This window comes from Pseudomonas boreofloridensis, from assembly GCF_030580795.1.
GTDB classification, from domain to species: Bacteria; Pseudomonadota; Gammaproteobacteria; order Pseudomonadales; family Pseudomonadaceae; genus Aquipseudomonas; species Aquipseudomonas boreofloridensis.
This window is the reverse complement of the sequence record NZ_JAUQOQ010000024.1, coordinates 25525-51885: the sequence shown is the minus strand read 5'-3', so window position 1 is coordinate 51885 and position 26361 is coordinate 25525. Positions and strand designations below refer to the sequence as shown.

Sequence of the window (26361 nt, the reverse complement as noted above, 5' to 3'; positions counted from 1 at the left end):
GACCGAAGCCGCCCCAGCCGCAGCGCCCGCGCCGGCCGCTGCTCAAGCGGCGGCACCTGCGCCGGCTGCCAGCGCACCTGCCGCTGCCAGCAACGCCAAGGTCCACGCCGGCCCGGCCGTGCGTCAGTTGGCCCGTGAATTCGGTGTCGAGCTGGGCGCCGTCAGCCCGACCGGCCCGCACGGCCGCATCCTCAAGGAAGACGTGCAGGTCTACGTCAAGGCGATGATGCAGAAAGCCAAGGAAGCGCCTGCCGCAGGCGGCGCGACCGGCGGTGCTGGCATCCCGCCGATCCCGGTCGTGGACTTCAGCAAGTTCGGCGAAGTCGAAGAAGTCGCCCTGACCCGTCTGATGCAGGTCGGCGCCGCCAACCTGCACCGCAGCTGGCTGAACGTGCCCCACGTGACCCAGTTCGATTCGGTCGACATCACCGAGCTGGAAGCCTTCCGCGTTGCGCAGAAGGCCGTGGCGGAAAAGGCCGGCGTCAAGCTGACCGTGCTGCCGCTGCTGCTCAAGGCGTGCGCCCACTTGCTCAAGGAGCTGCCGGACTTCAACAGTTCGCTGGCGCCGAGCGGCAAGGCCATCATCCGCAAGAAGTACGTCAACGTCGGCTTCGCCGTGGACACCCCGGACGGCCTGTTGGTCCCGGTGATCAAGAACGTCGACCAGAAGAGCCTGCTGCAACTGGCTGGCGAAGCGGCCGCACTGGCCGAGAAGGCGCGCAACAAGAAGCTGTCGTCCGACGACATGCAAGGCGCCTGCTTCACCATCTCCAGCCTCGGTCACATTGGCGGCACCGGCTTCACGCCGATCGTCAACGCACCGGAAGTGGCGATCCTCGGCGTGTCCAAGGCCACCATCCAGCCGGTCTGGGACGGCAAGGCCTTCCAGCCCAAGCTGATGCTGCCGCTGTCGCTGTCCTACGATCACCGGGTGATCAACGGTGCCGCCGCCGCGCGCTTCACCAAGCGCCTGAGCGACCTGCTGGCGGACATCCGCACCCTGCTGCTGTAACGCAGCAACCGCCTCCCCTCGCTGGGGAGGCGGGCATCGATTTCGAGCTGCCACGCTCGTACCTCAACCCCGCCATGTTCTGGCGGGGCTTTTTTTGCAGGCTGTCCATGCGGCCCCGTGCTTCAGATTCCTGCGCCCCCGCCGATAACCCGACAAAGCCCGTGTTATGGCCGCTTGCCAGCTCAGGGGACATGATGCACCCTTGCTCAACGCGTCGTCGCACCTCTGCGGCAGTCCGCGCCAACCGCCTTGTTCAAGCGAGTTCTCGATGAATAGCCAACCCGATGTCGCCAGCTGTGTGGCGGCCGAGGTCGTGACGCAGTTACCCGTGCCTTCGCGGCTCGGCATGCTGCGTTACGAGCGGCTGAACGAAGCGAGCTGGGCGATGCTGTACCTGGATCCGGCCTGCGACCGCCAGTTCGGCCTGCCCGCCGCCGAGCTCTGCGCGCTGGTCGGCTCGCCCTACGCCAGCCTCATGGAACCCGAGGCGCGTTATCAGTTGCACGACGAGATCCAGCGCCAACTGGCCCGGCGCAAGTACTATCGGGTGCGCTACACCCTGCACGGTGCTCGCGGTCCACTGCGCGTGCTCGAAGCCGGCGAAGCCTATGCCCAGCACAACCGTCAATTGCTGCGCGGCTACCTGACGGTGCTCGACGATCAGGTCGAAGACCTCTCGACCCAGGATGCCAACGCTCTGGAGTCGCGCAACAGCCACCTGCAATTGGCCCTGCAGCTCAACCAGCGCGCCCAGCAGGAACAACTCGAACACCTGGAGCGGGTCCGTGCCCAGCAGGACCTGATCCTGCGCCTGGCGCGCCAGCGCTACAGTGCCAGCAACTCGCTGCTCGAAGCCGCCGAGCTGATCACCCGCAGTGCCTGCGAGATCTATCGACTCGACTGCGCGAGCATCTGGTACCTCAACGAACAGCGCCTGGAACCCATCACCGCCTGGTATCAGGGCGAACAGGCCCACCGCCTGCCGCAGCCGATCGACGCCAGCCATTACCCCGACTACCTCGAGGCGCTGCACGCCAGCCGCGCCATCGACGCGCACAACGCCAGTCACGACCCGCGCACCCGCGATCTGGTGCAAGGCCTGTCGAACACCCTCGACAACGCCATGCTCGATGCCAGCATCCGTGTCGACGGTCAGGTGGTCGGCGTGCTGTGCCTGGAGCAGACCGGCCAGCCGCGCGCCTGGCAATCCGACGAGATCGCCTTCGCCGGCGAGCTGGCCGATCAGTTCGCCCAGGTCATCACCAACCACAACCGGCGCACCGCCACCAGTGCCTTGCACCTGTTCCAGCGCGCGGTGGAACAGAGCGCCAGTGCCTTCCTGCTGGTCAACCGCGACGGCGTGGTGGAGTACGTCAACCCCAGCTTCACCGCCATCACCCAGTACAGCACCGAGGAAGTCCAAGGCCATCACTTGGCGGAACTGCCGGCGCTGGAGAACCTCAGCCACCTGATCTTCGACCCACCCTCCAGCCTGGCTGCCGGCAACAGTTGGCAGGGTGAGTTCAAGAGCCGGCGCAAGAGCCTGGAGCCCTACTGGGGACAACTGTCGATTTCCAGGGTGTACGGCGACAACCGCGAGCTGACCCACTACATCGGCATCTACGAGGACGTCACCCAGAGCAAGCTCGCCCAGCAGCGCATCGAGCGGCTGGCCTATACCGACAACCTCACCAGCCTCGGTAACCGCCCAGCGTTCATCCGCAGCCTCGACGAACGCTTCGCCCGCGAGGGCAGCATTCCCATCTGCCTGCTGCTGGTGGACATCGACAACTTCAAGCGCATCAACGACAGCCTCGGCCATCAGACCGGCGACAAGCTGCTGATCAGCCTCGCCCGGCGCCTGCGCAACAGTTTGAACAGTGGCGGCAGCCTGGCGCGCTTCGCCAGCAACGAGTTCGCCGTGCTGCTCGACGACACCAGCCTGGAAGACGGTCAGGCCGTGGCCCTGCAACTGCTGCGCACCCTCGACAAACCGATGTTCGTCGACAACCAGTTGATCAACGTCACCGCCTCCGTGGGCCTGGCCTGCGCACCGCTGCACGGCGCCGACCCGCAGACCCTGATGAAGAACGCCGGCCTGGCGCTGCACAAGGCCAAGGCCAACGGCAAGCATCAGGTGCAGATCTTCACCGAAGTGCTGAACGCCGAGGCCAGCTACAAGCTGTTCGTGGAGAACAACCTGCGCCGCGCGCTGACCCAGAACGAGCTGGAGGTGTTCTACCAGCCCAAGCTGTGCCTGCGCAGCGGGCGTCTACTGGGGCTCGAAGCGTTGCTGCGCTGGAACCACCCGGAACGCGGCATGATCCGCCCGGACCAGTTCATCAGCGTGGCCGAGGAAACCGGGCTGATCATCCCCATCGGCAAGTGGGTGGTGCGCCAGTCCTGCCGCATGAGCCAGGAGCTGCGCGAGGCCGGGTTAGGCAACCTGCACGTGGCGATCAACCTGTCGCCCAAGCAGTTCTCCGATCCCGAGCTGGTCAGCTCGATTGGCACCATCCTCAAGGAAGAAGCCCTGCCCTCGCATCTGCTGGAGCTGGAGTTGACCGAAGGGCTGCTGCTGGAGGCCACCGAGGACACGCGGCGCCAGTTGGACGAACTCAAGCAGTTGGGGCTGACCCTGGCCATGGATGACTTCGGCACCGGTTACTCGTCGCTGAGCTACCTGAAGAAGTTTCCCATCGACATCATCAAGATCGATCGCAGCTTCATCAGCGAGATTCCGGCCAACCAGGACGACATGGAGATCACCTCGGCGGTGGTGGCCATGGCCCACAATCTCAAGCTCAAGGTGGTCGCCGAAGGCATCGAGACGTCCGAGCAACTGGCTTTCCTGCGTCGCCACCGGTGCGATGTCGGCCAGGGCTACCTGTTCGACCGGCCGATCCCCGGCCGCGAGCTGGTCGACAAGCTCAAGCGCTACCCACGCGGTCCGGTGGCCTGACAGCCGCTCAAAGCTCGGGCACTATAGGTCTATTCGCGGTTGATCGCGCAATTGTCGGCGATCAGCCCACCGCACTGTCCCACTGCCAAACAGAGGAGCCTTCCATGGTCCTGCGCTCGGAAATCCTGGTGAACAAAAACGTCCTGCCCACCGCCGAACAGGCCCTGCCCGGCCGTGAAACGCCGATGGCGCTGCCTGAGCTCCACTACGTGTTCGAAGGCACGCCGCTGCTCGGCCCGTTCTTCCAGGACGTCGACTTCGCGATCTTCGGCCTGGGCTGTTTCTGGGGCGCGGAGCGGCGCTTCTGGCAGCGCGACGGCGTGGTCAGCACGGTGGTCGGCTATGCCGGCGGTTTCACCCCTAACCCCACCTACGAAGAAGTGTGCTCGGGCTTGACCGGCCACACCGAGGTGGTGCTGGTGGTGTTCGACAAGGACAAGGTCAGCTACCGCGAACTGCTGGCGATGTTCTGGGAGTTGCACAACCCAACCCAGGGCATGCGCCAGGGCAACGACGTCGGCACCCAGTACCGCTCGGCGATCTTCTGCACCTCGCCCGAACAACTGGAGCAGGCCAAGGCCAGCCGTGAAGCGTTCCAGGCCGAGCTGGACAAGGCCGGTTTCGGCCAGATCACCACCGAGATCGAGCAGGCGCCGACGGTCTACTTCGCCGAGGCCTATCACCAGCAGTACCTGGCCAAGAATCCGGAAGGGTACTGCGGCATCGGCGGCACGGGCGTCTGCCTGCCACCCAGCCTGCAAGGCAACTGAACCGTGGGCATGGTGCTGTTTCATTCGCCGCTATCGCCGTTCGTGCGCAAGGTCATGCTGGTGCTGCACGAAACCGGGCAGTTGTCGCGCGTGACCTTGCAGACGGTCAACATCAGCCCGGTCAATGGCGATGCGCAACTCGACCAGGACAACCCGATCGGCAAGATCCCGGCCCTGCGCCTGGCCGACGGCACGGTGCTGCACGACAGCCGGGTGATCTGCGAATACCTCGACACCCAGCACGTCGGCCAGCCACTGATTCCGCGCGAGGGCTCGGCACGCTGGCGGCGCCTGACCCTGGCGTCACAGGCCGATGCGATCCTCGACGCGGCGGTGTCGAGCCGCTACGAAAGCGTCCTGCGTCCTGAAGACAAACAGTGGGATGGCTGGTTGCAGGCACAATCGCAGAAGATCCGTCGCAGCCTGGCGAACCTGGAACAGCAGCACCTGGCGGAAATCGCCTCGGGCTTCGACATCGTCGCCATCGGCGTGGCCTGTGCACTGGGTTATCTGGACCTGCGCCAGCCTGCGTTCGGCTGGCGCGAGCAACAGCCAGGGCTGGCGGCCTGGTATGCCGAGGTGAGCCAGCGACCCTCGATGCTGGCTACCGTGCCGGTGGCCTGACAGCAGGAGTAAGATGGGGCCGCTTAGCGGCCCTTTCGCGGCACAAGGCCGCTCCCACAACGTCCGCGTAAACCCTGAAACATGATGCTGCGCACCCCCTGTGCGGCCTTGTGTCGCGATGGGCTGCACAGCAGCCCCAATCCCAGCCATACCTATCTTGAGTGAACACCATCAGGGGCGTATCAGCCGCAGTGGCCTAGGTCTCCCACAACGTGCGCGTAATCCCTGAAACATGAGGCTGTCCGGACCCTGTAGGAGCGGCCTTGTGTCGCGATGGGCTGCACAGCAGCCCCAATCCCAGCCATACATAGCTTGAGTGAACACCATCAAGGGCGTTTCAGCCGCAGTGGCCTGGGTCTGAGCGCAAACAACAACCCCACCCGCAGCGCCAACCAGCGCCCGATCTCCTTGTCCTCCCTCATGCGCCCCTCCCCACCCGCGACCAGTCCAGCCGGCGGGTCAGCACCATGAATACGCCCAGCAGACCGAAGCACAGCAGCGAGCCCATCAGTAGCGCATAGTCCTCAGCGCTGAGCAGGCCATAAAGCAGCCCGTACAGCGCCGCCAGCCCGGCCGCGAAGCCGATCCCGCGGCCGAGGCTGTGCAGCACATGACTCAGGTAGAAGCCGATCAACAGCACGCAGGCCGCCGCCGACAGCGCATACGCCAGGGCAAAGCCCAGGTGCTCCGACAACGACAGCAGCAGCAGGTAGAACAGCGCCAGCGCCACCCCCACCAGCACGTATTGCACCGGGTGCACGCTGAGGTTCTTCAGTACCTCGAACAGGAAGAAGCCGGCAAAGGTCAGGGCGATGAACAGCAGCGCGTATTTGATCGCCCGCTCGCTCTTGAGGTACTGGTCCACCGGGTCGACGAAGCTCACGCCGAAGGTGCGCTCGCTGAAAGCTGCGCATTTGTCGGACTCGGCGCACTGGCGCAAGGCGTCTTCCAGGTTGGTGGCGAAAATCGAGGTCTGCCAGTGCGCGGTGAAGCCGTTGGCGTCGATGTCGCGGCTGGCCGGCAGGTAGCTGCCGATGAAGCTGGGGTGCGGCCAGTTGGCGTGCATCTGCACCCGGCTGCTGCGGCCCACGGGCAGCACCTGCAGTTGCCCGGTGCCCTGCAGGCCGAGGTCGAAACCATAGTCGAACGCGCGGGCCTGCTCACCGTCGAGCTGCGGCAGGGCGACATGCAGGCCGCCGCTCATCCAGTCCAGACCGGTCCCGGCCTCGAACGGCAGGCGCTGGCCGTCGAAGCTGAACTCGGTGGCATGCTCGATACCGCGGATATCGCTGACGCCCACCGCCACGAACGGGGTGTCGAAACGGTAGTCGTCGAAGTCTTTCTCGATGCCCCAGCGCGCGGGCAGCTTGAAGCGCCCGCCGATCTGGTTCTTGGCATGAAACAGCCGCGCCTGGTAGATCCCGCGAGCGCGCAGCTCGGTATCCACCTGGCTCTGCACGTCGAAGGTTTCCGGCAGGAAATACAGGTGACCGGCGATGGAGCTGGTTTCCTCGACGCGCTTGCCGTCCTTCTCGATCCAGCGCCGCTGCAACTTGCGATAGGGCACCACCAGCAGCGGGCCGCTGATCTGCTGGTCGAAGCTCGAGCGCTGGGCGATGTCCTGCAACACGCTGTCGCGCAGGTTCTGGCGCTCGTCGATCAGGTTGCCGATCATCAGCAGGGGAATGAGCAACAACAGCATCAGCACGCCGATCAGGCCGAGCTTGAAACCGAGGGTCTTGTTCATGGGGGTTGGGCTCCGAGGGTGATGGACGCAGGTTGCGCCCGGCACGTGGAGCCAATGGGGAGGTTCTGTGGAGAGTGTGTGGAGTTGGGGTGTCAGCTGATGCGTCGCATCGGCAGCCACAGGCGAACCCGCACACCGCCTTCGACGTTGTCGACAGCCAGCGTGCCGCCATGCAGGTGCATCACCTCGGCGACGAAGTTCAGCCCCAGGCCGGTACTCTTGCGCCCGGTGCCCGGCCGCGGCAATGAATAGAAGCGCTCGCTGACCCGCTCCAGGGCGTAATCCGGAATGGGCTCGCCCTGATTGAACAGACTCAGGGCCACGCGCTCGCCTGCACGCTCCAGGGCGAACACCAGCGCACCGCCCGGCGGCGTGAAGTCCAGGGCGTTATCCAGCAGGTTGGCCAGGCTCTGACGCAACAGGAAGGGGTCGCCCAGCAAGCGCAGACCCTGCGGCACCTGCTGGGCGACCTGCACAGCGGCGCTCTCGATACGTGGCGCATAGCTGTGCAGCATGTCTTCGATCAGCAGCGCCACCGAGACCTGCTGCTCATCCTCCAGCGTGTGCATCTGCTCGACCCGCGCCAGATTCAGCAGGCGCTCGATCATCTGCTGCAAACGCTCGCTCTCGCGCTCGATATTGCCGGCGAAGCGGGCGCGCTGCTCGTCGGCCATCGGCGCCTGTAGCAGCTCCGATGCGCCGCGAATCGCCGCCAGCGGGCTCTTCAACTCGTGGGTCAGGGTATGCACGTAGCGCTCGACATACGCCTTGCCCTCCAGTTGCGTGCGCATGCGCTCGACCGCCGTGGCCAACTGCAGCAACTCGCCCCCTTTGTAGTGCGGCAGCGCCGCCCGCTGGCCCTCGCTGACGGCCTGGGCATAGCGGGTGAGTCGGCGCAGCGAGCGTGCCAGCCACCAGGACAACGCCGCGCCCACCAGCAGGCCCAGCACGATCAAGCCCAGGCCGAGCGTCAGCAAGCGCCGCTCGGAACGGTCGATGTAGGGTTGCAGCGAGCTGTTGGGCTTGGCCACGGTCACCACGCCGATGATGCGCCCGGCGTCGAGGATCGGCGCCGCCACATGCATCACCGAAGTGCTTTCATCGTTTGGGTCGCTGCGGGTCGAGCGGGCGCCGTACTGGCCGCGCAAGGTCAGGTAGACGTCGTTCCAGCGCGAGTAGTCCTGGCCCAGCGCCTGACCGCTGGAATCGAGCAAGACGATGCCTTGGGCGTCAGTGACATAGATGCGGTGGCTGACCTGATTCTTCGCCAAGCCCCAGATCTCGGCGCCAGGGCGGCGCTGCCCGTAGGACTTCATCACCTGCGGCAGGTGACTTTGTCCAAGCGTGCCAGCCTTGACGTCGTCATGGACGATCTCGGCCAGCAGGTTGGCGGTGTCCACCAGGGTTTCCTCGGAGGACTGGCGCACCACCGGGCGAATCTGCTCGCGTACGGTGTTGAGCAGAAAGTAGCCCGACAGCCCGACGAACAGGAAATACACCAGGAAGATGCGAATACCCAGGCGCATCAGGCGTGATCCGGGCTGTAGCTGTAGCCCAGCCCGCGATGGGTCTGGATCGGCTCTGCCTCGGGCGCTACCTGACGCAGCTTGGCGCGCAGGCTCTTGATGTGGCTGTCGACGGTGCGCTCATAGCCGACATCGGACGGCACGCCCAGGCCGTCGAGCAATTGCTCGCGACTGAACACCCGCCGTGGCTGCTCGAGCAGGCATTGCAGGAGGCGGAACTCATGGCGCGTGAGCGTCAACGCCTGGCGTTGGTAGAGAATGCGCATGGCCAGGGTATCGACCTCGAACGCAGCCACCGCTGCGCTCGCCTCCACGCGCGGGGCCATGCGTTTGAGGATCGCCCGCACCCGCGCACTGACCTCACGCGGGCTGAACGGCTTGACCACGTAGTCGTCGGCGCCGATCTCCAGGCCCACCACGCGGTCGATCTCGCCGTCGCGAGCACTGAGAAACATCACCGGCACTTCGCTGAAGCGCCGCAGTTGACGACAGGTCTCGAACCCGCTGATGTCCGGCAGCCCGATGTCGAGGATCACCAGATCGGCCGGCCGCAGGCGCATCTGCTCCAGCGCCTGCCCACCCAGGCTCACCCAGGTGGTGCTGTGCCCTTCGGCCTGCAGGGCGTAAACGAGCGTATCGGCAATGGCGGATTCGTCTTCGACGATGAGGATGTGCGGCACGGGAAAGCCTCGGGTTGCAAGCCACAAGCTTCAAGCCACAAGCTTCAAGCTTCAAGCTTCAAGAAAAAGCGCTGCGCACGAGCCTATACCGATCCGCTCTTTCTTGCAGCTTGAAGCTTGCAGCTCAAAGCTGCTGCGTCAGCAGCCTCAAGCTTCAAGAAAAAGCGCTGCGTGCGAGCGTATACCGATCCACTGTTTCTTGCAGCTTGCCGCTTGCAGCTTGCAGCTGCTGCATCAGCAGCCCGGCTTATCGGCGGTGTAGCGGCGGGCGGGGTTCACGGCGGCCTTGAACTCGCGCAGGGCCTTGGCGCCGATCAGCAGCGGATAGTTGAAGTTGCTGCGGTCGGTGAGGTTGACCTCGACCGTGCGCTTGACGTCGCCCAGGCACAGCTCCAGGTCCACCACCGGGCGGCGCGCGGCTTCGGAGGGTTCGTCCTCGTCCTCGTCATCGCCGACACGGGCCTTGATCTTGCTGATGCGCGCCACCTTGTGCTCGTAGACCTTGCCATCGGCATCCTTGGTGGCGAGGCGGAAACGCACCCAGTCCTCGCCATCACGGGTGAAAGTCTCGATGTCCTTGGCCGACAGCGAGGCGGTGTATGCACCGGTGTCCATCTTGGCCTTGAGGGTCTGGCCGATCTCGGGGAGCTTGATGTACTCGTAGCGGCCATACAGGGTCGGCTCGGCCGCCATGACCGGCAGCGCGAGCAGTGAAAGGAGAGCAAGCATGGATTTCACAGAACACATTTCCTTGAGGTCGAACGGAGGGGGCTTCAGCTGCAAGCTGCAAGCTGCAAGCTGCAAGCTGCAAGCTGCAAGCTGCAAGCTGGACAGAGTGCGACGGCGTTGTCTTGCCGCTTGCCGCTTGCCGCTAGCAACTTGCCGCTGCCTCTAACCTACCCCACATAATGTGAAACATTTGTCCGTGCCGTCGAGCAACGGGCGTTTGGCGTAAGGCGTTGGCCTGCTTATCATTGCCAACCAGAAATTTCACACAACAAGAGTTTATCTATGCGTCGCCTGCTGACCGGCATTCTCACCACCGCCCTGCTGCTGCTCAACACCGTGGTGTTGATCTGCCCTTTGCTGGTCTTTGCCCTGCTCAAGCTGGTGCTGCCCGGACGTGGACGCGATTACGCCTCGATGGCGGTGATGTGGATCGCCGAGACCTGGTCGGAAATCGACAAGGCCATCTTCGCCCTGTGCATTCCCACCCAATGGGACATTCGCGGCGCCGACGAACTGCACCCGCACACCTCCTACCTGTGCATCAGCAACCACCAGAGCTGGGTCGATATCCCGGCGCTGATCGAAAGCCTCAACCGGCGGGTGCCGTTCTTCAAGTTCTTCCTCAAGAAAGAACTGATCTGGGTGCCGCTGCTGGGGCTGGCCTGGTGGGGGCTGGACTATCCCTTCATGAAGCGCTACAGCAAGGCCTTCCTGGAGAAGCACCCCGAGCTCAAAGGCAAGGACCTGGAAATCACCAAGGCGGCCTGCGAGCTGTTCAAGCGTCAGCCGGTGACCGTGGTCAACTACCTCGAAGGCACCCGCTTCACCGAGGCCAAGCGCGCTGAGCAGCAGTCGCCCTATCGCCACCTGCTCAAGCCCAAGGCCGGCGGCGTGGCCTTCGTGCTGGCGGCCCTGGGCCAGCAGCTCGATGCCCTGCTCGATGTGACCATCGTCTATCCGGGGAACAAGGCACCGGGGTTCTGGGCGCTGCTCAATGGCAGCATCGAGCGGGTGATCATCGATATCCGCGTGCGCGAGCTGGACCCGGCACTGTGCGAAGGCGACTACGAGAGCGATCCGGTGTTCCGGCAGAAGGTTCAGGCGTGGGTGAACCAGCTGTGGGCAGACAAGGACCAGCGCATCGAGCAACTGCGCGCCGAACTGCGCTGAATCGCACCGCCCTCAGACAGACGGCACCGTGCGCGCAGGCGTCGTCCACAGGCTACTCAGGTTCTGCAGCAGCGACCCAGCCACGCCCTGTTGACCCAGGTACTGCAGGATCAGCGGCGCGAACTGGCCGATCATCCCGGTATCCATGCCCAGCGCCTTGAACGCGCTGTCCAGGTCGTTGCGGTTTTCCACATTGCCCAGCGCGCTGCTCAGCGCCGACTGATGCCCACTGCCCTTGCCAAGCAATGCGTCCAGTCCCTGCAATCCACCCAAGGCATTGGCCCCAGTCAACTGGTCAAGGCCCGGCACGGCCTGGGTCAACTGGCCGTAATCGGCTTTGCTCAGGTTGTTGCGTGCCAGGCCCAGCATGGCACCCGCGCCGCCGACGGCCTGTTCGGGGGTGATCTTCAGATCGCGACCCAAGGTATTGAGCAAGTTGGCTTGAGGCGCCGGCGCCTCGGTCTTCTGATTCGGCCCTTGCAGCGCGGAGACCACATCGGCGGCGTCATTGAGATTGAAGGCGAACACCGGGCTTGCGGCCAGGGTCATCAGGGTTGCCAGAGTGATGGCTTTCATTGCGCGGACCTCGTCGGCCGGGATGGCCTGGGAAACGAGGCATTTGACTGGGCGATAAGAAGGTTGTTCCGAAGCCTGCGACGTGTTTCAAGTACCGCACCGAAAATCAAGTGCGACTGGAATGCACCAGTGCGGGCCTGTTTCATGCTCGAACTGCTCTCATCTCAAGCGATACCATTGACGGGACGGCCCCCTTGGAAAGAGGGCCTGGATATACAGACCTCTTAGCTTAGAGATCCCGCCGCCAGCAGCGTGACAGGCGCGGAGGCGACCACCGGAATGGTTTTCTGCATCTGGGTAGGCACCCATTCACGGTTATCCTCAGCCGGTGCTGTAGGGGCCGCGTGAGCAGTGCTCATGAGCAGGAACAGAACGCCCGCGCTGACAGCCATTGAAGTTTTCATGTGCGAAGCCTCGTTGTCGATGGAAGAGCTGTGCCGCTTGAAGTGCTCAAGACGGCTTCAGTGACATGCACTTCCAAACTAGAAGGCAAACGAACAGAAGCATACTGATAAAAATATCAGTTTGGATGAATGGTATTGTCCAACGGGGTGCACAACCGCCGAGGGCTGCAGCGGTTGTGCAAGGCGGTGGGGCCGCAGAGCGGCCCCTGTAGCGTCAGGCAGCGCTAAAGGTCTTGTGCGGATCGATGACGAATTTCTTCGGTACGCCGGCATCGAACTCGCCGTAGCCTTCCGGCGCCTGATCCAGGCTGATGACCTGCACACCGACCACTTCGGCGATGTTGATCCGGTCCCACATGATCGCCTGCATCAGCTGGCGGTTGTACTTCATGGTCGGCGTCTGGCCGGTGTGGAAGCTGTGCGACTTGGCCCAGCCCAGGCCGAAGCGGATGCTCAGCGCACCGATCTTCGCCGCAGCGTCCACGGCACCTGGGTCTTCAGTCACGTACAGGCCCGGAATACCGATGCTGCCGGCCACGCGGGTGACTTGCATCAGCGAGTTGAGCACGGTGGCCGGGGCCTCGTGCTTGGCGCCCTCGTGGCCGTGGCCGCGGGCCTCGAAGCCCACCGCATCGACCGCGCAGTCCACTTCCGGCTCGCCGAGGATGTCGACGATCTGCTCGTGCAGCGGGGTGTCCTTGGACAGGTCGACCACCTCGAAGCCCTGGGCCTTGGCATGGGCCAGACGCGCCGGGTTGAGGTCGCCCACGATCACGCAGGCCGCACCCAGCAGGCGCGCCGAGGCGGCCGCTGCCAGACCGACCGGACCGGCACCGGCCACATAGACGGTGCTGCCCGGACCGACGCCTGCGGTGACGGCGCCGTGATAGCCGGTGGGCAGGATGTCGGACAGGCAGGTCAGGTCACGGATCTTCTCCATGGCCTTGTCGCGCTCAGGCAGTTTGAGCAGGTTGAAATCGGCATAGGGCACCAGCACGTACTCGGCCTGGCCACCGGTCCAGTCGCCCATGTCGACGTAGCCGTAGGCGCCGCCAGCGCGAGCCGGGTTGACGGTCAGGCACACGCCCGTGTGCATTTCCTTGCAGGAACGGCAGCGACCGCAGGCTACGTTGAACGGCACCGAGACCAGGTCGCCGATCTGCATGCGCTCGACGTCGCGGCCTTTCTCGACGATTTCACCGGTGATTTCGTGACCCAGGACCAGGCCGACCTGAGCGGTGGTGCGACCACGGACCATGTGCTGGTCGGAGCCGCAGATGTTGGTGGAAACCACCTTGAGGATCACGCCGTGCTCGATCTTCTTGCCGCGTGGGTCCTGCATTTTGGGGTAGTCGATCTTCTGCACCTCGACCTTGCCTGCGCCGAGATACACCACTCCACGGTTACCAGACATGCTCTTACCTCGCTTGATTTGTACTTATGCAGCGGTGGTTGAAGCGCCGCCATCCATGGGCGGCATGCGTTACTGGAATGGGGGAATTGTGGGCCTGATGGGTGTCGCTGCACTGACTGGATGCGACAGAGGGATGCCTGTTTACGGCAGGTCGAAAGCGGTGCAGCCCATCGCGGGGCAAGCCCGCCCCCACAGGGCGTTCAGCGGATTCGAAACCCGTGGCATTCCTGTGAGCGCGGCGACTTGTCGCGCGATGAGACCGATCAGAGCACGACAGTGCGATTGGCGTTGAGGAACACCCGCCGCTCGATGTGATACCCCACCGCCCGCGCCAGGGTCAGGCATTCGATGTCACGCCCCTTGGCGATCAAGTCCTCGGGGTAGTGGCTGTGGTCCACCACCTCGACGCCCTGGGCGATGATCGGGCCTTCGTCCAGGTCGTTGTTGATGTAGTGCGCCGTGGCGCCGACCATCTTCACACCCTTGTTGTAAGCCTGGTGGTAGGGCTTGGCGCCCTTGAATCCAGGCAACAGCGAGTGATGGATGTTGATCGCCCAGCCGTCGAGACGACGGCACAACTCCGGCGACAGCACTTGCATGTAGCGGGCGAGGATCACCAGCTCCGCGCCCGTTTCCTCGATCACCTTGATCACCTTGCGCTCCTGGCCCGGCTTGTCTTTCGGGTCGAGGGCGAAATGGTAGTAGGGGATCTTGTGCCAGTGCGCCAGCGGCTCCAGGTCGGGATGATTGGAGATCACCGCGACCACCTCCATGCCCAGCTGACCGATGCGCTGACGGTAGAGCAGGTCGTTCAGGCAGTGGTCGGCCTTGGACACCATGATCACCACCTTGGGGCGATGATTCGGCGCGATCAGCTCGAAGGCCATGCCGAAGCTGGCGCTGCGCTCGCCGAGGCCGGCACGGAAGGCCTCTTCATCGAAGCCCTCCGGCGCGCGGAACTCGACGCGGATGAAAAAGCGCCCCGACAGCCGGTCATCGAAGGAATGGTGCTCGGTGACATAGCAGCTCTGCTCGAACAGATGGCGCGTCACCACATCCACCGTGCCCAGCTTGCTCGGGCAATCGGCGGTGAGAATCCAGGTATCCGGTGCCCGACTCATGTGCTGCGCTCCTTAGGCCTCGATGGCCAGACCGTACTCGGCCGAGGCGTCCTGCAGCCACAGCCACCAGTAATCGGAGAAGCTGCGGCGGATCACCAGCTCCCAGGTGTCTTCAGCCGTGCGGCGAATCACCAGTTGCGACTTGGCGAACACCGTGCCGACCGCCTTGCCCACCGGGAAATTGTTGGGGTGTACGTCGTAGCTGGTGGACTTCATCAGCACGTCGCGCACGTTCGGGCCGCGCAGCTCCAGCAGGCTCTGCCCGCCGCTGACGTTGACCACCTGGATGTGCTGGCCTTCGAGGGCCGCGCGCAGTTTCTGCTCGACGGCCAGTTCCTGACCGCCGGGGACGATCAGCAACCATTCGTCCGGGCCGACCCATTGCAGCGACATCTCGTCGTTGGCGACGACGGTCAGGGCCACCGGCAGTTCCAGGCCCAGGGCCTTGTGCACACCGGCGGCGAATTCGGCGTCGTGACCATCGCCACGCAGGGTCAGGTGACCGAGGAACTTGCGTTCGCGCAGGGTCACGCCTGCGTTGTTGCGGCCTTTGCCGACCAGGCTGGCCAGATCGGCATGGTGCAGCGGCGACTGGGCCTTGGCCTCGCTGCCGGGATTTTGCTGGAAGACGTTGATAGCGCTCATTTCTTACCTGCCTTGAATTCTTGTGCCAGGAACGACACCGAACCTGTGGGCGATGGGGCCGGGAGGCCACCCTCGCATCGCGGGGCAAGCCCGCTCCCACAGGGTCCGGTGCGGTCTTCCAAAGTCCTTAGACGTTCTGCCGCTCACCCTTCGGATCGAAGAACACCGAAGACACGATCTCCGCCTCGATCACGCTGCCATCGGCCTGCGGCGAGTAGACACGCTCGCCCATGCGCTTGAGGCCGCCCTTGACCACACCCATGGCGAACGAATAGCCCAGGGAGTTGGCTTTGTAGCTGGAGGTGACGTGGCCGACCATGTCCATCGGGATGGGCTGCTTCGGATCGAACACCAACTGGGCGCCTTCGGGCAGCCAGACATTCGGGTCCACCGGCTTGAGGCCGACCAGTTGCTTGCGGTTCTCGCGCACGCAGTCTTCACGGTTCATGCCACGCAGGCCGATCCACGAGTACGGCTTGTTGCGGCCCACGCACCAGCTCATGTTCAGGTCGTCCGGGGTCATCGAGCCGTCGGTGTCCTGACCGACGATGATGAAGCCCTTCTCGGCGCGCAGTACGTGCATGGTCTCGGTGCCATACGGGGTCAGGTTGTATTGCTTGCCTGCCTCGATGATCTGTTCCAGCACGCCCATGGCGTAGTTGGCCTGCACGTTGATTTCGTACGACAGCTCACCGGTGAAGGAGATGCGGAACACCCGAGCCGGTACACCGCCGACGTTGCCTTCCTTCCAGGTCATGAACGGGAAGGCTTCCTTGTCCATGTCGATGTCGGTCAGCTCGCTGAGCAGCTTGCGGCTGTTCGGACCGGACAGGGTCATGGTGGCCCAGTGGTCGGTGACCGAGGTGAAGTACACCTTCAGGTCCGGCCATTCGGTCTGGTGGTACAGCTCCAGCCACTGCAGGACGCGGGCAGCGCCGCCGGTGGTGGTGGTCATGATGAAGTGGTTCTCGCCGACGCAGGCGGTGACGCCGTCGTCGAAGACCATGCCGTCTTCCTTGCACATCAGGCCGTAGCGGGCCTTGCCCACATCCAGCTTGGTCCAGGCGTTGGTGTACACGCGGTTGAGGAACTCGCGTGCATCCGCGCCCTGGATGTCGATCTTGCCCAGGGTCGAGGCGTCGAGGAAGCCGACGCTGTCGCGCACGGCCTTGCACTCGCGGGCCACGGCGGCATGGATGTCTTCACCGGCCTTGGGGAAGTACCACGGACGCTTCCACTGGCCCACGTCCTCGAACTCGGCGCCGTTCTTCACGTGCCAGGCGTGCAGGGCGGTGAAGCGTACGGGCTCGAACAGGTGGCCACAGTGCCGACCCGCCACCGCGCCGAAGGTCACCGGCGTGTAGTTGGGGCGGAACATGGTGGTGCCCATCTGCGGGATGGTGATGCCCATCGAACGGGCGGCGATGGCCAGGCCGTTGATGTTGCCCAGCTTGCCTTGGTCGGTACCGAAGCCCAGCGCGGTGTAGCGCTTGACGTGCTCGACCGACTCGAAGCCTTCGCGGGTGGCCAGCTCGATGGCTGCAGCGGTGACGTCGTTCTGCTGGTCGACGAACTGCTTGGGCGCACGGGCGGTGCCCTTGTCGTGCGGCACCTGGAACAGCGCCACGGTGGCGTCTTCCTTGCGCGACACGGTTTTCGGCAGGGTGCCGACGGTGGCCTTGAAGCCGGCCTCGGTGGCTGCGCGCACGCCGCCTTCGAAGCCATCGGCAATGGCATCGCCCAGCGGGTAGACGCCGTTGATGCCGCCGACGCATTCGCGTTTCTGCGGGGCATTGCCCGGCACGAAGCCGAGAATGTCGTCACGCCACACCGGGCGACCGCCCAAGTGCGAGGCCAGGTGAACCACCGGGCTGTAGCCGCCGGAAGTGGCGATCAGGTCGCACTCGAGGGTTTCGCCTGGGCTGGTGACCTTGTGCGCCTGCACATCGATGGCCGCCACGCGGGCGCCAGTGACGTGCTTGCTGCCCTTGGCTTCGATCACGGCGCTGGAGGTGAGGATACGGATGCCCTTGGCACGTGCTTCCTCGACCAGCGAACCGCGTGGGTTGTGGCGTGCATCGGCGATGGCGACCACTTGCAGGCCGGCATCGTGCCAGTCCAGCGCGGTGCGGTAGGCGTGGTCGTTGTTGGTCGACAGCACCAGCTTGCGGCCCGGCGCCACGCCATAGCGGCGTACGTAGGTGGAGACCGCACCGGCCAGCATGTTGCCCGGCACGTCGTTGTTGCCGTACACCAGCGGACGCTCGTGGGCGCCGGTGGCCAGGACCACGCGCTTGGCCCGCACGCGGTGCACGCGATGGCGCACCTGGCCGATCGGCGCGCGGTCGCCGAGGTGATCGGTGAGGCGCTCGTGAATGGTCAGGAAGTTGTGGTCGTGGTAGCCGTTGACCGTGGCGCGCGGCAGCAGGGTCACTTCCGGTAGGCCTTCGAGCTCGCTGACGACGCTGGCGACCCACTCGGCAGCGGGTTTGCCGTCGAGAGTTTCGCGGGTGTCGAGCAGGCTGCCACCGAACTCTTCCTGCTCGTCGGCCAGGATCACCCGGGCACCGCTGCGCGCAGCGGCCAGGGCAGCGGCCAGGCCCGCCGGGCCGGCACCGACGATCAGCACGTCGCAGTGCTGGTTCATGTAGTCGTAGCTGTCCGGATCGTTCTGCAGCGGCGCCCGGCCAAGACCGGCGGCTTTACGGATGTACTTCTCGTAGGTCATCCAGAACGACTTGGGATACATGAAGGTTTTGTAGTAGAAGCCCGGCGGCATCATGCTGCCGCCCACCTTGCCGAGGATACCCATGACGTCGTTGTTGACGTTCGGCCAGCCGTTGGTGCTGGTGGCCACCAAGCCCGAATACAGCGCCTGCTGGGTGGCACGCACGTTGGGGATCTGGGTGGCTTCGCTGGCGCCGATCTGCAGGATGGCGTTCGGCTCTTCGGTACCGGCCGCGATGATGCCGCGCGGGCGCGAGTACTTGAAGCTGCGCCCGACGATGTCGACGCCGTTGGCCAGCAGCGCAGCGGCCAGGCTGTCGCCGGCATAACCCTGGTAGGTCTTGCCGTTGAAGGTGAAGTTCAGCACCTTGCTGCGGTCGATACGGCCGCCGCTGGCGAGGCGATAGGTCTGGCTCATACGTTGACTCCCCGTTCGTTTACGGCCGCCGAGCGCTCAGGTGTGTGTTCGCGGGCGCTGACCTGCGGCTTCTCGCCAATCTTGTAGGTTTCCAGGATCTCGTAGGTCTCGGTGTTGCGGGTGACGTTGAAGTACTGACGGCAGCCGGCAACGTGATCCCACAGCTCATGGTGAATACCGCGCGGGTTGTCACGGTAGAACATGTAGGTGCCCCATTCCTGGTCTGAACAGGCGTTGGGGTCCAGCGGACGGGCGATGTGCGCCTGGCCCGAGGCGTGGAACTCTTCTTCGGAGCGCAGCTCGCCGCAGTGGGGACAGAAGATATACAACATGACGGTGTCTCCGGTTAGTGGGCGACGGCAGCAGCGCCGTGTTCGTCGATCAGTGCGCCGTTGTAGAAACGGTCCATGGAGAACGGCGCGGCCAGCGGGTGCATTTCGCCCTTGGCCAGGCTCGCAGCGAAGACGTTGCCCGACCCCGGGGTCGCCTTGAAGCCGCCCGTCCCCCAACCGCAGTTGAAGAACAGGTTCTTGACCGGGGTCTTGGTGATGATCGGGCAGGCGTCGGGCGAAGTGTCGACGATGCCGCCCCATTGGCGGTTCATGCGCACGCGCGACAGGTTGGGGAACATCTCGACGATGGCCTGCAGGGTGTGCTCGATCACCGGGTACGAGCCGCGCTGACCGTAGCCGACCCAGCTGTCGATCCCGGCACCGATCACCAGGTCGCCCTTGTCGGACTGGCTGATGTAGCCGTGTACGGCGTTGGACATGATCACGCTGTCGATGATCGGCTTGATCGGCTCGGAGACCAGCGCTTGCAGCGGGTGCGACTCCAGCGGCAGGCGGAAGCCGGCCAGCTTGGCCATGTGTCCCGAGTTACCGGCGGTGACCACGCCGACGCGCTTGGCGCCGATGAAGCCCTTGCTGGTCTCGACGCCGATCACGGCGCCGTTTTCCTTGCGGAAACCGGTCACTTCGGTCTGCTGGATCAGGTCCACGCCCAAGGCGTCGGCGGCACGCGCATAGCCCCAGGCCACGGCATCGTGACGGGCCACGCCGCCCCGGCGCTGTACGGTGGCGCCGAGGATCGGGTAGCGGGTGTTCTTGGAGCAGTCCAGGTACGGGATCTCGGCCGCCACCTGGGCGGTATTGAGCAACTCGCCGTCCACGCCGTTGAGGCGGTTGGCACTGACGCGGCGCTCGGAGTCACGCATGTCCTGCAGGGTGTGGCACAGGTTGTAGACGCCGCGCTGGGAGAACATCACGTTGTAGTTGATGTCCTGGGACAGGCCCTCCCACAGCTTCATGGCGTGTTCGTAGAGGTGCGCCGACTCGTCCCACAAGTAGTTGGAACGCACGATGGTGGTGTTACGGGCGGTGTTGCCGCCGCCCAGGTAACCCTTTTCGATCACCGCCACGTTGGTGATGCCGTGTTCCTTGGCCAGGTAGTAGGCCGTGGCCAGGCCATGGCCGCCACCGCCGACGATGACCACGTCGTACACCTTTTTCGGCGTCGGCGTGCGCCACATGCGCTGCCAGTTCTCGTGGTGGCTGAGGGAGTGCTTGAGAAGGCCGAAGCCCGAGTAACGTTGCATGGTGTGGGACTCCACTCAGCGGTAAACAGGGAAATCTGCGCACAGCGCCGCGACGTTCTTCGCCACATCGGCTTCCACGTCAGCGTCGCCGAGGTTGTCGAGGATGTCGCAGATCCAGCCGGCCAGGGCCACGCACTGGGCGACCTTGAAGCCGCGAGTAGTGACGGCCGGGGTGCCGATACGCAGGCCCGAGGTCACGAACGGCGATTGCGGGTCGTTCGGCACGGCGTTCTTGTTGACGGTGATGTGCGCGCGGCCCAGGGCAGCGTCGGCGTCTTTGCCGGTGAGGCCCTGGCGAATCAGGCTGACCAGGAACAGGTGGTTGTCGGTGCCGCCGGAGACCACGTCGTAGCCACGGTCGATGAACACCTGGGCCATGGCCTGGGCGTTTTCGATCACTTGCTTCTGGTAGCTCTTGAACTCAGGCTCCAGCGCTTCCTTGAAGCACACGGCCTTGGCCGCGATCACATGCATCAGCGGGCCGCCCTGGGCGCCGGGGAAGACCGCCGCGTTGAGCTTCTTCTCGATCTCTTCGTTGGACTTGGCCAGGATCAGGCCGCCACGTGGACCGCGCAGGGTCTTGTGGGTGGTGGTGGTGACCACGTCGGCGAAGGGAATCGGGTTCGGGTACAGGCCAGCGGCAACCAGACCGGCGACGTGGGCCATGTCGACGAACAGCAGCGCACCGACCTTGTCGGCGATGGCGCGGAAGCGTGGGAAATCGAGGGTCTTGGAGTAGGCCGAGAAGCCGGCGACGATCATCTTCGGCTTGTGCTCGACGGCCAGGCGCTCGACTTCGTCGTAGTCGATCAGGCCAGTGTTGGTGTCGATACCGTACTGCACGGCGTTGTACAGCTTGCCCGAGGACGACACCTTGGCGCCGTGGGTCAGGTGACCGCCGTGGGCCAGGCTCATGCCCAGGATGGTGTCGCCGGCCTGCAGCAGCGCCAGGTACACGGCACCGTTGGCCGACGAGCCGGAGTGCGGCTGGACGTTGGCGTAGTCGGCGCCGAACAGCTGTTTGGCGCGCTCGATGGCCAGCGCCTCGACCTTGTCGACGTGCTCGCAGCCGCCGTAGTAACGCTTGCCTGGATAGCCTTCGGCGTATTTGTTGGTCAGGCCGCTGCCTTGGGCCTGCATCACGCGCTTGGAGGTATAGTTCTCCGAGGCGATCAGCTCGATGTGATCTTCCTGCCGCTGTTCTTCGGCATTCATCGCCGCCAGCAGTGCATCGTCGTAACCCTGGATCTGGTCTTGCTTGCTGAACATCGTGTCTCTCCCGGCAGCGATCATTTTTTGTTGGGAGGGTTCAATGACCCTTTGCGGCGATGGTATGGCCGGGCCGTTGTACACAGATGCCTGCGCGCGCCTTGCAATGGCGCGTTTACGACATTGCTTCATCGCCCATCGACGGGCATGCAGGGCGAGGAATCGATTACCGGTCGCGAGCACGCCTGAGCGCGAACCTTCCAGGCCCCCAGCACGCTGATGGCAATGGCCGCGAGCAGCAGAACAGAGAGGCTGCGCGCCTGTTCGCCGAGCAGGTAGAGGGTCATGCCCACCACAGGCAGCACGGCCTGGTTCATCAACACCATCAGCGAGGACACACTCGCCAGGCGCTCGACCGGCACCAGGCGAATGCGCAGGCCGCGACAGAAGTTGGTCATGAACACCTTGCCAGCGATGTTCAGGGCGTACAGCACGAGAAAACCTGGCAAGTAGGCCTGGGACAGGATCATCAGGGCACTGGCCAGCACCGTCAGCAGCGCCGCCGCACTGAACAGCCGCAGCGCCGGCACGGCGGCGGCCAGGCGTGGGTAGAGCAAGGTCGCGGCCACCCCGCAGACTCCTGCGCAGACATCGACGAAGGCGAAGTACTCGATGGGCAACTGCATGGCACGGTCGATCAAACTCACCGCGCCCGCCTCCACCAGTCCGTCGAAGGCATTGTTGCCGACGGCCAGGACCACCGAGCTGACCAGCACCGGCGTCGACAGGATCAGCTTCAGGTTGCCCGGCCCAGGCACTGTGGCGTCGGGCGCAGCTTCACAGCGATTGTCCGGCACCACCCGGCTGAAGGCGTAGCACAGGGCGTTGCTGACATACAGCACAGCCGCAAGCAGCAACAAGGCTTCAACGCCAGCGGCGTAGCAGAGGAATCCGCACAACGGCCCGGTGACCATCGCCAGTTGATCGATGCGACAGAGCAGGTTCACATCCCGATCCACGTCGCGGCTGACCAAGGCGATCATCTTTTCGTAGGCAATCAGGCTCTGCGCATTGCCGATCGCGACCAACCCACTCAACAGTCCGCCGAGCAGCGTCACGGTCAGCGCGTCCGGCGCCGCACTGAGCATCAGCACCACGCACAGGCACCCGGCACACTTCAGCACATCCGACAGCACCGAGACCTTGCGCACACCCCAGCGGTCGATGGAGCGGCCGACCAGCGGCGTCACCCCTATTCGCGGCAGCCACGTCATGGCGTAGGCCAGGCCTGACCACGCCAGGCTGGCGGTCTGGGCGTAGACCATCACCGGCAGGAGGAACACCAGCAAGGCGTCGGCGCTGAGGACCAGCAGCAGGAGCAGTGACAGGGAGCGGGTCATGGTGCCGACGCAGCGCGCGCGGCCTGGGTCAGGATGACCTTGACCTGCCGCCCGGTCACCTGGTCGGTCACCAGCACCGCCTTGGGCGTCTGGGCGGCTGGCGCGATCGCGGCGAGCCGTTTCTGTACCTCGGCCAGCGCTTCCAGATAGCCCAGCGAGGCCAGCGTCGGGTTGGGCGTCAGGACAGGGTAAGGCCGCGCACTCAACGGCCAGTCGATGACATCGTTACCCGGCTCATAAGCGTTGGCGTCATCGAGGTAGAACACCGGGCGGTTCAGGGTGAACACGCGGGTCATGTCGAACAGCGCATGCGCTACCCCGCAGGGAATGATCAGCTCCATTTCAGGATCCGGACGAAACTCATGCCACTCTTCCTGATGCAGGGTAGGAGAGCCTGCGCGCACATCCACCAGCTTCAACCTGATCGACTGGCTGGGTGAACCCAGGAAGGTCAGGTGGTCTTCCTGGCCGAGGTGGATGCCGAACGAGTCGAAGCTGTAGGGCTGCGTCCCATGATCGACGATGTAGAAAGGCGACGGTCCCATGACCGGAACGATCCGGCTGTGTTCACCCGTACGCACCGATCCATGCCGCTTGAACTCGACCCCGTGAATACGTGACACGGGAAAGCTCGAAGCCTCTCTTGCGGGACTCACGGCAGGTTGCAACATGAGCTGGACGTGCTCGCCAGTGTCCAGGATGAACTGCCGGGTTTCCGCGTGGGACACTTCGCCGGCGGACATGATCGAGCGTTGCAACGCCGCTAATTGGTAGTACACCCGGTTCGCGGCAGGCTCGCACATCGGGGTCACCCCCTCCACGGCCGCAGGATCAGTGTCCAAGGGAAGATTGATAATGTCGTGTTCAGGCGTCCAGCCAAGAGTCGGTTGCAGGAGCGACGCCAAGGGCGGCAGGAATACGTCATAGGCATTAAGCGTCGACACACCCTCCAACCCGCTGAACGTATGGGCCACACCGGGCGGAATGACCAGTGTCCTGCTGGAAGAAGGGGAAAACCGTAGAGACAGCGAGGTCCTGAACGTAGGCGACGCTTTTCGGCAGTCGATGAACTTGGCGTGAATGACCTGATGCGTATCGCCCAGAAATGTCAGCACATCTTGCTGCGCCAGATGAATACCGAATTGCCCATAGTCGAAGTGCGCTTGCCCGTGGGTGACAATATTCACCGGGCGGGTCGTGGCGAACGGCACCACGAATGACTCGGTACTGCCATTGCCCAGACGCCAGCGGTCGAACCACTGTAAACCTTGGATGTTCATCCGTGCGTTCATCGCATCACATTCGGCCTGCATGAGCCACCTCCCGAAAAAAGCCAGGCGCCTCTCGACGCCTGGCAACTTTTTAGATAGCCACTACCCGGGCACTCAAGCCAGCCTCCTGCGCGCTGCGCAGCAGCGATTGCAAACTGGATGTGTCGAGCGTTTTATAGTGATCTTGCGCCGCTGCAGACTTTATGCCGGCCAAGTAAGCCAATGAGTCAAAGGCCCGGCCAAGCGTGTCCTGCGTGGTTTCCATCATGGCGATGAATGCGTTGGCATGCACAACTTGGCCATCAACTACTGTAGGTTTAACTTCATAGAACTCAGCCACCTCAGATGCTTCGATCATGAGTATTCTCCAATACAGAATCATTATGGAAGTGCCGTTGCCGGCCTACTGATACTTGGGGAGAAATTAGAGTTCGTCAAATCCGAACCCTCTAAGAAGCGCTCAAAATATCCACGTCTCGTTATTTTAATTAATCTCTGAAAGAAACTTCTTACACATCTGAAAGAGGCTTCCTGTTTTTGTTTACGGACAGCGTCAATCGCCTGCTCGCAACGCCTCCCCGCACCAACACCGCTATAGCCCTGACCAGAAACTTCGCTACAGTACCGGGGTGCCCACGGTTTACAGGACCTGCCATGACAGACAAGAGCCAACAATTTGCCAGCGACAACTACTCCGGCATCTGCCCCGAAGCCTGGACGGCCATGGCGCAGGCCAATCAGGGCCATCAGCGCGCCTACGGCGACGACCAATGGACCGAGCGTGCCGCCGAGCACTTTCGCACGCTGTTCGAAACCGACTGCGAGGTGTTCTTCGCCTTCAACGGCACCGCCGCCAACTCGCTGGCCCTGGCGTCGCTGTGCCAGAGCTACCACAGCGTGATCTGCTCCGAGACCGCCCACGTGGAAACCGACGAGTGCGGCGCGCCGGAGTTCTTCTCCAACGGCTCGAAGCTGCTCACCGCCGCCAGCGTCGGTGGCAAGCTGACCCCCGAATCGATTCGCGAAGTGGCGCTCAAGCGCCAGGACATCCACTACCCCAAGCCACGTGTGGTGACCATCACCCAAGCCACCGAAGTCGGCACCGTCTACCGGCCCGAAGAGCTCAAGGCCATCAGCGCCACCTGCAAGGACCTGGGCTTGAACCTGCACATGGACGGTGCGCGCTTTGCCAACGCCTGCGCGTTCCTCGGCTGTTCGCCGGCCGAGCTGACCTGGAAGGCCGGCGTGGATGTGTTGTGTTTTGGCGGGACCAAGAACGGCATGGCCGTGGGCGAAGCGATCCTGTTCTTCAACCGCGAGCTGGCCGAAGACTTCGACTACCGCTGCAAGCAGGCCGGACAGTTGGCGTCGAAGATGCGTTTTCTCTCCGCGCCCTGGGTCGGGCTGCTGGAAGACGGCGCCTGGCTGCGCCACGCCGAGCACGCCAACCAGTGCGCGCAGTTGCTGGCCTCGCTGGTCAGCGATCTGCCGGGCGTGCAACTGATGTTCCCGGTGCAGGCCAATGGCGTGTTCCTGCAATTGCCGGAACTGGCCCTCGAAGCCCTGCGCGCCAGGGGCTGGCGCTTCTATACCTTCATCGGCAGCGGCGGCGCGCGCTTCATGTGTTCGTGGGACACCGAGCAGGACCGCGTGCGTGAACTGGCGGCGGACATCCGCGCGATCATCAGCGGCTGAGCGGCACTACCGATCAGGACGGGGCGCGCCGCCAGCGCGGCGCTACGGCTCGCCCAAGGTCCTGGCGATGGCATCGACCGCCGCGTCGACCTTGGCCTGGGTCTGCTCGAGGGTGCGCTGATGCTCGCGCTGCAGTTCGATCTGCCGTGAGCACAGGTTCAGCGCCGCCAGCACCAGCAGCTTGTCGCCGATCAGCGTCGGAAACTTACGCTTGGTTTCGCTCAACGCCACATTGAGCATGTGCGCAGCCTGCGACAGCGTCTGCTCCTCACCCTCGGGCGCCTTGAGCGAATACTCGGTGCCCAGGATGTTCACCACGTTGATCGACTGCGAGTGCAGGCTCATGCGCTGACGGCACCTGCGCTGGCACGCTCGACCAAGGCCTGGATGCGGGCGGCGGTGGCGCCGTTCTGCTCTTCCTGCTCCATCAGCGACAGTTGCAGGGTCTCATTTTCTTCCTTGGCCTGGGCCAGTGCCTGGTCGAGCTGCTGGTTCTGCTCGGTCAGTTGCGCGTTCTTGTGCATCAGGTCGGCGACCAGTTGCTCGAGTTGATTCAGGGAAGCTTCCAACATGCGTCTATCTCGGGTTGTTGCAAAGGGCGCACACGATAAAGAAAAGCATGCGCCCCCGCCATTAAAAATCAGGATCGAAGGCTCTCGTTCCG

Annotated in this window: 24 protein-coding genes; 6 read left to right on the top strand and 18 right to left on the bottom strand. The window is 64.0% G+C overall.

The window, feature by feature from the left end; translation table 11 throughout:
• The 4 genes from Q6A47_RS21070 to Q6A47_RS21055 form a co-directional block, all read left to right on the top strand.
• On the top strand, positions 1 to 1012 hold a 1012-nt coding region (locus tag Q6A47_RS21070; protein ID WP_304485271.1), incomplete at its 5' end, for a 2-oxo acid dehydrogenase subunit E2.
• A gap of 268 nt (positions 1013 to 1280) precedes the next feature.
• Positions 1281 to 3974 (top strand): putative bifunctional diguanylate cyclase/phosphodiesterase, encoded by a 2694-nt coding sequence (locus tag Q6A47_RS21065; protein ID WP_304485270.1) that lies wholly within the window; start codon positions 1281 to 1283, stop codon positions 3972 to 3974.
• A 104-nt stretch (positions 3975 to 4078) separates the two neighbouring features.
• Positions 4079 to 4744 carry a peptide-methionine (S)-S-oxide reductase MsrA gene (gene msrA, locus Q6A47_RS21060; protein WP_304485269.1) on the top strand — a complete coding sequence of 222 codons (666 nt, stop codon included), beginning with the start codon at positions 4079 to 4081 and terminating at the stop codon, positions 4742 to 4744.
• A gap of 9 nt (positions 4745 to 4753) precedes the next feature.
• Positions 4754 to 5368, top strand: a complete 615-nt coding sequence (locus Q6A47_RS21055) for a glutathione S-transferase (protein ID WP_304485268.1) — start codon at positions 4754 to 4756, stop codon at positions 5366 to 5368.
• A 418-nt stretch (positions 5369 to 5786) separates the two neighbouring features.
• Here the strand turns inward: Q6A47_RS21055 and creD are convergent, their stop codons facing one another.
• The 4 genes from creD to rloA2 form a co-directional block, all read right to left on the bottom strand.
• On the bottom strand, positions 5787 to 7115 hold the full coding sequence (gene creD, locus Q6A47_RS21050; RefSeq protein WP_116889627.1) for a cell envelope integrity protein CreD: 1329 nt from the start codon (positions 7113 to 7115) through the stop codon (positions 5787 to 5789).
• Between the two features lie 92 nt (positions 7116 to 7207).
• Complete coding sequence (gene creC / locus Q6A47_RS21045) at positions 7208 to 8641, bottom strand: two-component system sensor histidine kinase CreC (protein ID WP_304485267.1); 1434 nt, start codon at positions 8639 to 8641, stop codon at positions 7208 to 7210.
• Positions 8641 to 9321, bottom strand: a complete 681-nt coding sequence (gene creB, locus Q6A47_RS21040; protein WP_304485266.1) for a two-component system response regulator CreB — start codon at positions 9319 to 9321, stop codon at positions 8641 to 8643. The genes creC and creB overlap by 1 nt, the downstream gene beginning before the upstream one ends.
• Before the next feature lie 234 nt (positions 9322 to 9555).
• Positions 9556 to 10059 (bottom strand): retropepsin-like aspartic peptidase RloA2, encoded by a 504-nt coding sequence (gene rloA2, locus Q6A47_RS21035; protein ID WP_029615273.1) that lies wholly within the window; start codon positions 10057 to 10059, stop codon positions 9556 to 9558.
• A gap of 273 nt (positions 10060 to 10332) precedes the next feature.
• Between rloA2 and yihG the strand changes: the two genes are divergently transcribed.
• A complete protein-coding gene (yihG, locus tag Q6A47_RS21030) occupies positions 10333 to 11220 on the top strand; it encodes a 1-acylglycerol-3-phosphate O-acyltransferase, YihG family (protein WP_304485265.1) in 888 nt (295 codons plus the stop codon).
• Positions 11221 to 11232: 12 nt separating this feature from the next.
• Here yihG and Q6A47_RS21025 read toward each other — a convergent pair whose 3' ends face one another.
• The 12 genes from Q6A47_RS21025 to Q6A47_RS20970 form a co-directional block, all read right to left on the bottom strand.
• A complete protein-coding gene (locus Q6A47_RS21025; RefSeq protein ID WP_029615271.1) occupies positions 11233 to 11796 on the bottom strand; it encodes a DUF2780 domain-containing protein in 564 nt (187 codons plus the stop codon).
• Between the two features lie 224 nt (positions 11797 to 12020).
• Positions 12021 to 12200 (bottom strand): hypothetical protein, encoded by a 180-nt coding sequence (locus tag Q6A47_RS21020; protein ID WP_304485264.1) that lies wholly within the window; start codon positions 12198 to 12200, stop codon positions 12021 to 12023.
• 214 nt (positions 12201 to 12414) lie between these two features.
• A complete protein-coding gene (gene fdhA / locus Q6A47_RS21015) occupies positions 12415 to 13614 on the bottom strand; it encodes a formaldehyde dehydrogenase, glutathione-independent (RefSeq protein WP_039581282.1) in 1200 nt (399 codons plus the stop codon).
• Positions 13615 to 13877: 263 nt separating this feature from the next.
• Positions 13878 to 14735, bottom strand: a complete 858-nt coding sequence (gene purU, locus Q6A47_RS21010) for a formyltetrahydrofolate deformylase (protein ID WP_029615232.1) — start codon at positions 14733 to 14735, stop codon at positions 13878 to 13880.
• Between the two features lie 12 nt (positions 14736 to 14747).
• Positions 14748 to 15380: a sarcosine oxidase subunit gamma gene (locus Q6A47_RS21005; RefSeq protein WP_029615231.1), complete on the bottom strand. Its 633-nt coding sequence runs from the start codon at positions 15378 to 15380 to the stop codon at positions 14748 to 14750.
• A gap of 127 nt (positions 15381 to 15507) precedes the next feature.
• On the bottom strand, positions 15508 to 18525 hold the full coding sequence (locus Q6A47_RS21000) for a sarcosine oxidase subunit alpha (RefSeq protein WP_039581286.1): 3018 nt from the start codon (positions 18523 to 18525) through the stop codon (positions 15508 to 15510).
• Positions 18522 to 18857, bottom strand: a complete 336-nt coding sequence (locus tag Q6A47_RS20995; RefSeq protein ID WP_039581290.1) for a sarcosine oxidase subunit delta — start codon at positions 18855 to 18857, stop codon at positions 18522 to 18524. The genes Q6A47_RS21000 and Q6A47_RS20995 overlap by 4 nt, the downstream gene beginning before the upstream one ends.
• Before the next feature lie 14 nt (positions 18858 to 18871).
• A complete protein-coding gene (locus Q6A47_RS20990) occupies positions 18872 to 20122 on the bottom strand; it encodes a sarcosine oxidase subunit beta family protein (protein ID WP_029615229.1) in 1251 nt (416 codons plus the stop codon).
• Between the two features lie 15 nt (positions 20123 to 20137).
• Complete coding sequence (locus Q6A47_RS20985; protein WP_039581293.1) at positions 20138 to 21391, bottom strand: serine hydroxymethyltransferase; 1254 nt, start codon at positions 21389 to 21391, stop codon at positions 20138 to 20140.
• 128 nt (positions 21392 to 21519) lie between these two features.
• Positions 21520 to 22731, bottom strand: coding sequence for an MFS transporter (locus Q6A47_RS20980; RefSeq protein ID WP_304485263.1), 1212 nt, complete (start codon positions 22729 to 22731; stop codon positions 21520 to 21522).
• The gene (locus tag Q6A47_RS20975; RefSeq protein ID WP_304485262.1) at positions 22728 to 24044 is read right to left on the bottom strand and encodes a dTDP-4-dehydrorhamnose 3,5-epimerase family protein; all 1317 of its coding nucleotides are present in this window, start codon (positions 24042 to 24044) and stop codon (positions 22728 to 22730) included. Before Q6A47_RS20975 ends, Q6A47_RS20980 begins: the two co-directional genes overlap by 4 nt.
• Positions 24045 to 24093: 49 nt before the next feature.
• The gene (locus tag Q6A47_RS20970; protein WP_039581298.1) at positions 24094 to 24360 is read right to left on the bottom strand and encodes a hypothetical protein; all 267 of its coding nucleotides are present in this window, start codon (positions 24358 to 24360) and stop codon (positions 24094 to 24096) included.
• A gap of 296 nt (positions 24361 to 24656) precedes the next feature.
• Here Q6A47_RS20970 and Q6A47_RS20965 point away from each other — a divergent pair, with 296 nt between their 5' ends.
• Complete coding sequence (locus Q6A47_RS20965) at positions 24657 to 25697, top strand: threonine aldolase family protein (protein WP_295481203.1); 1041 nt, start codon at positions 24657 to 24659, stop codon at positions 25695 to 25697.
• Positions 25698 to 25739: 42 nt separating this feature from the next.
• Here Q6A47_RS20965 and Q6A47_RS20960 read toward each other — a convergent pair whose 3' ends face one another.
• The gene (locus Q6A47_RS20960) at positions 25740 to 26042 is read right to left on the bottom strand and encodes a cell division protein ZapA (protein ID WP_029614876.1); all 303 of its coding nucleotides are present in this window, start codon (positions 26040 to 26042) and stop codon (positions 25740 to 25742) included.
• A complete protein-coding gene (locus tag Q6A47_RS20955) occupies positions 26039 to 26269 on the bottom strand; it encodes an MreC domain-containing protein (protein WP_029614877.1) in 231 nt (76 codons plus the stop codon). The genes Q6A47_RS20960 and Q6A47_RS20955 overlap by 4 nt, the downstream gene beginning before the upstream one ends.
• Positions 26270 to 26361 lie beyond the last annotated feature (92 nt).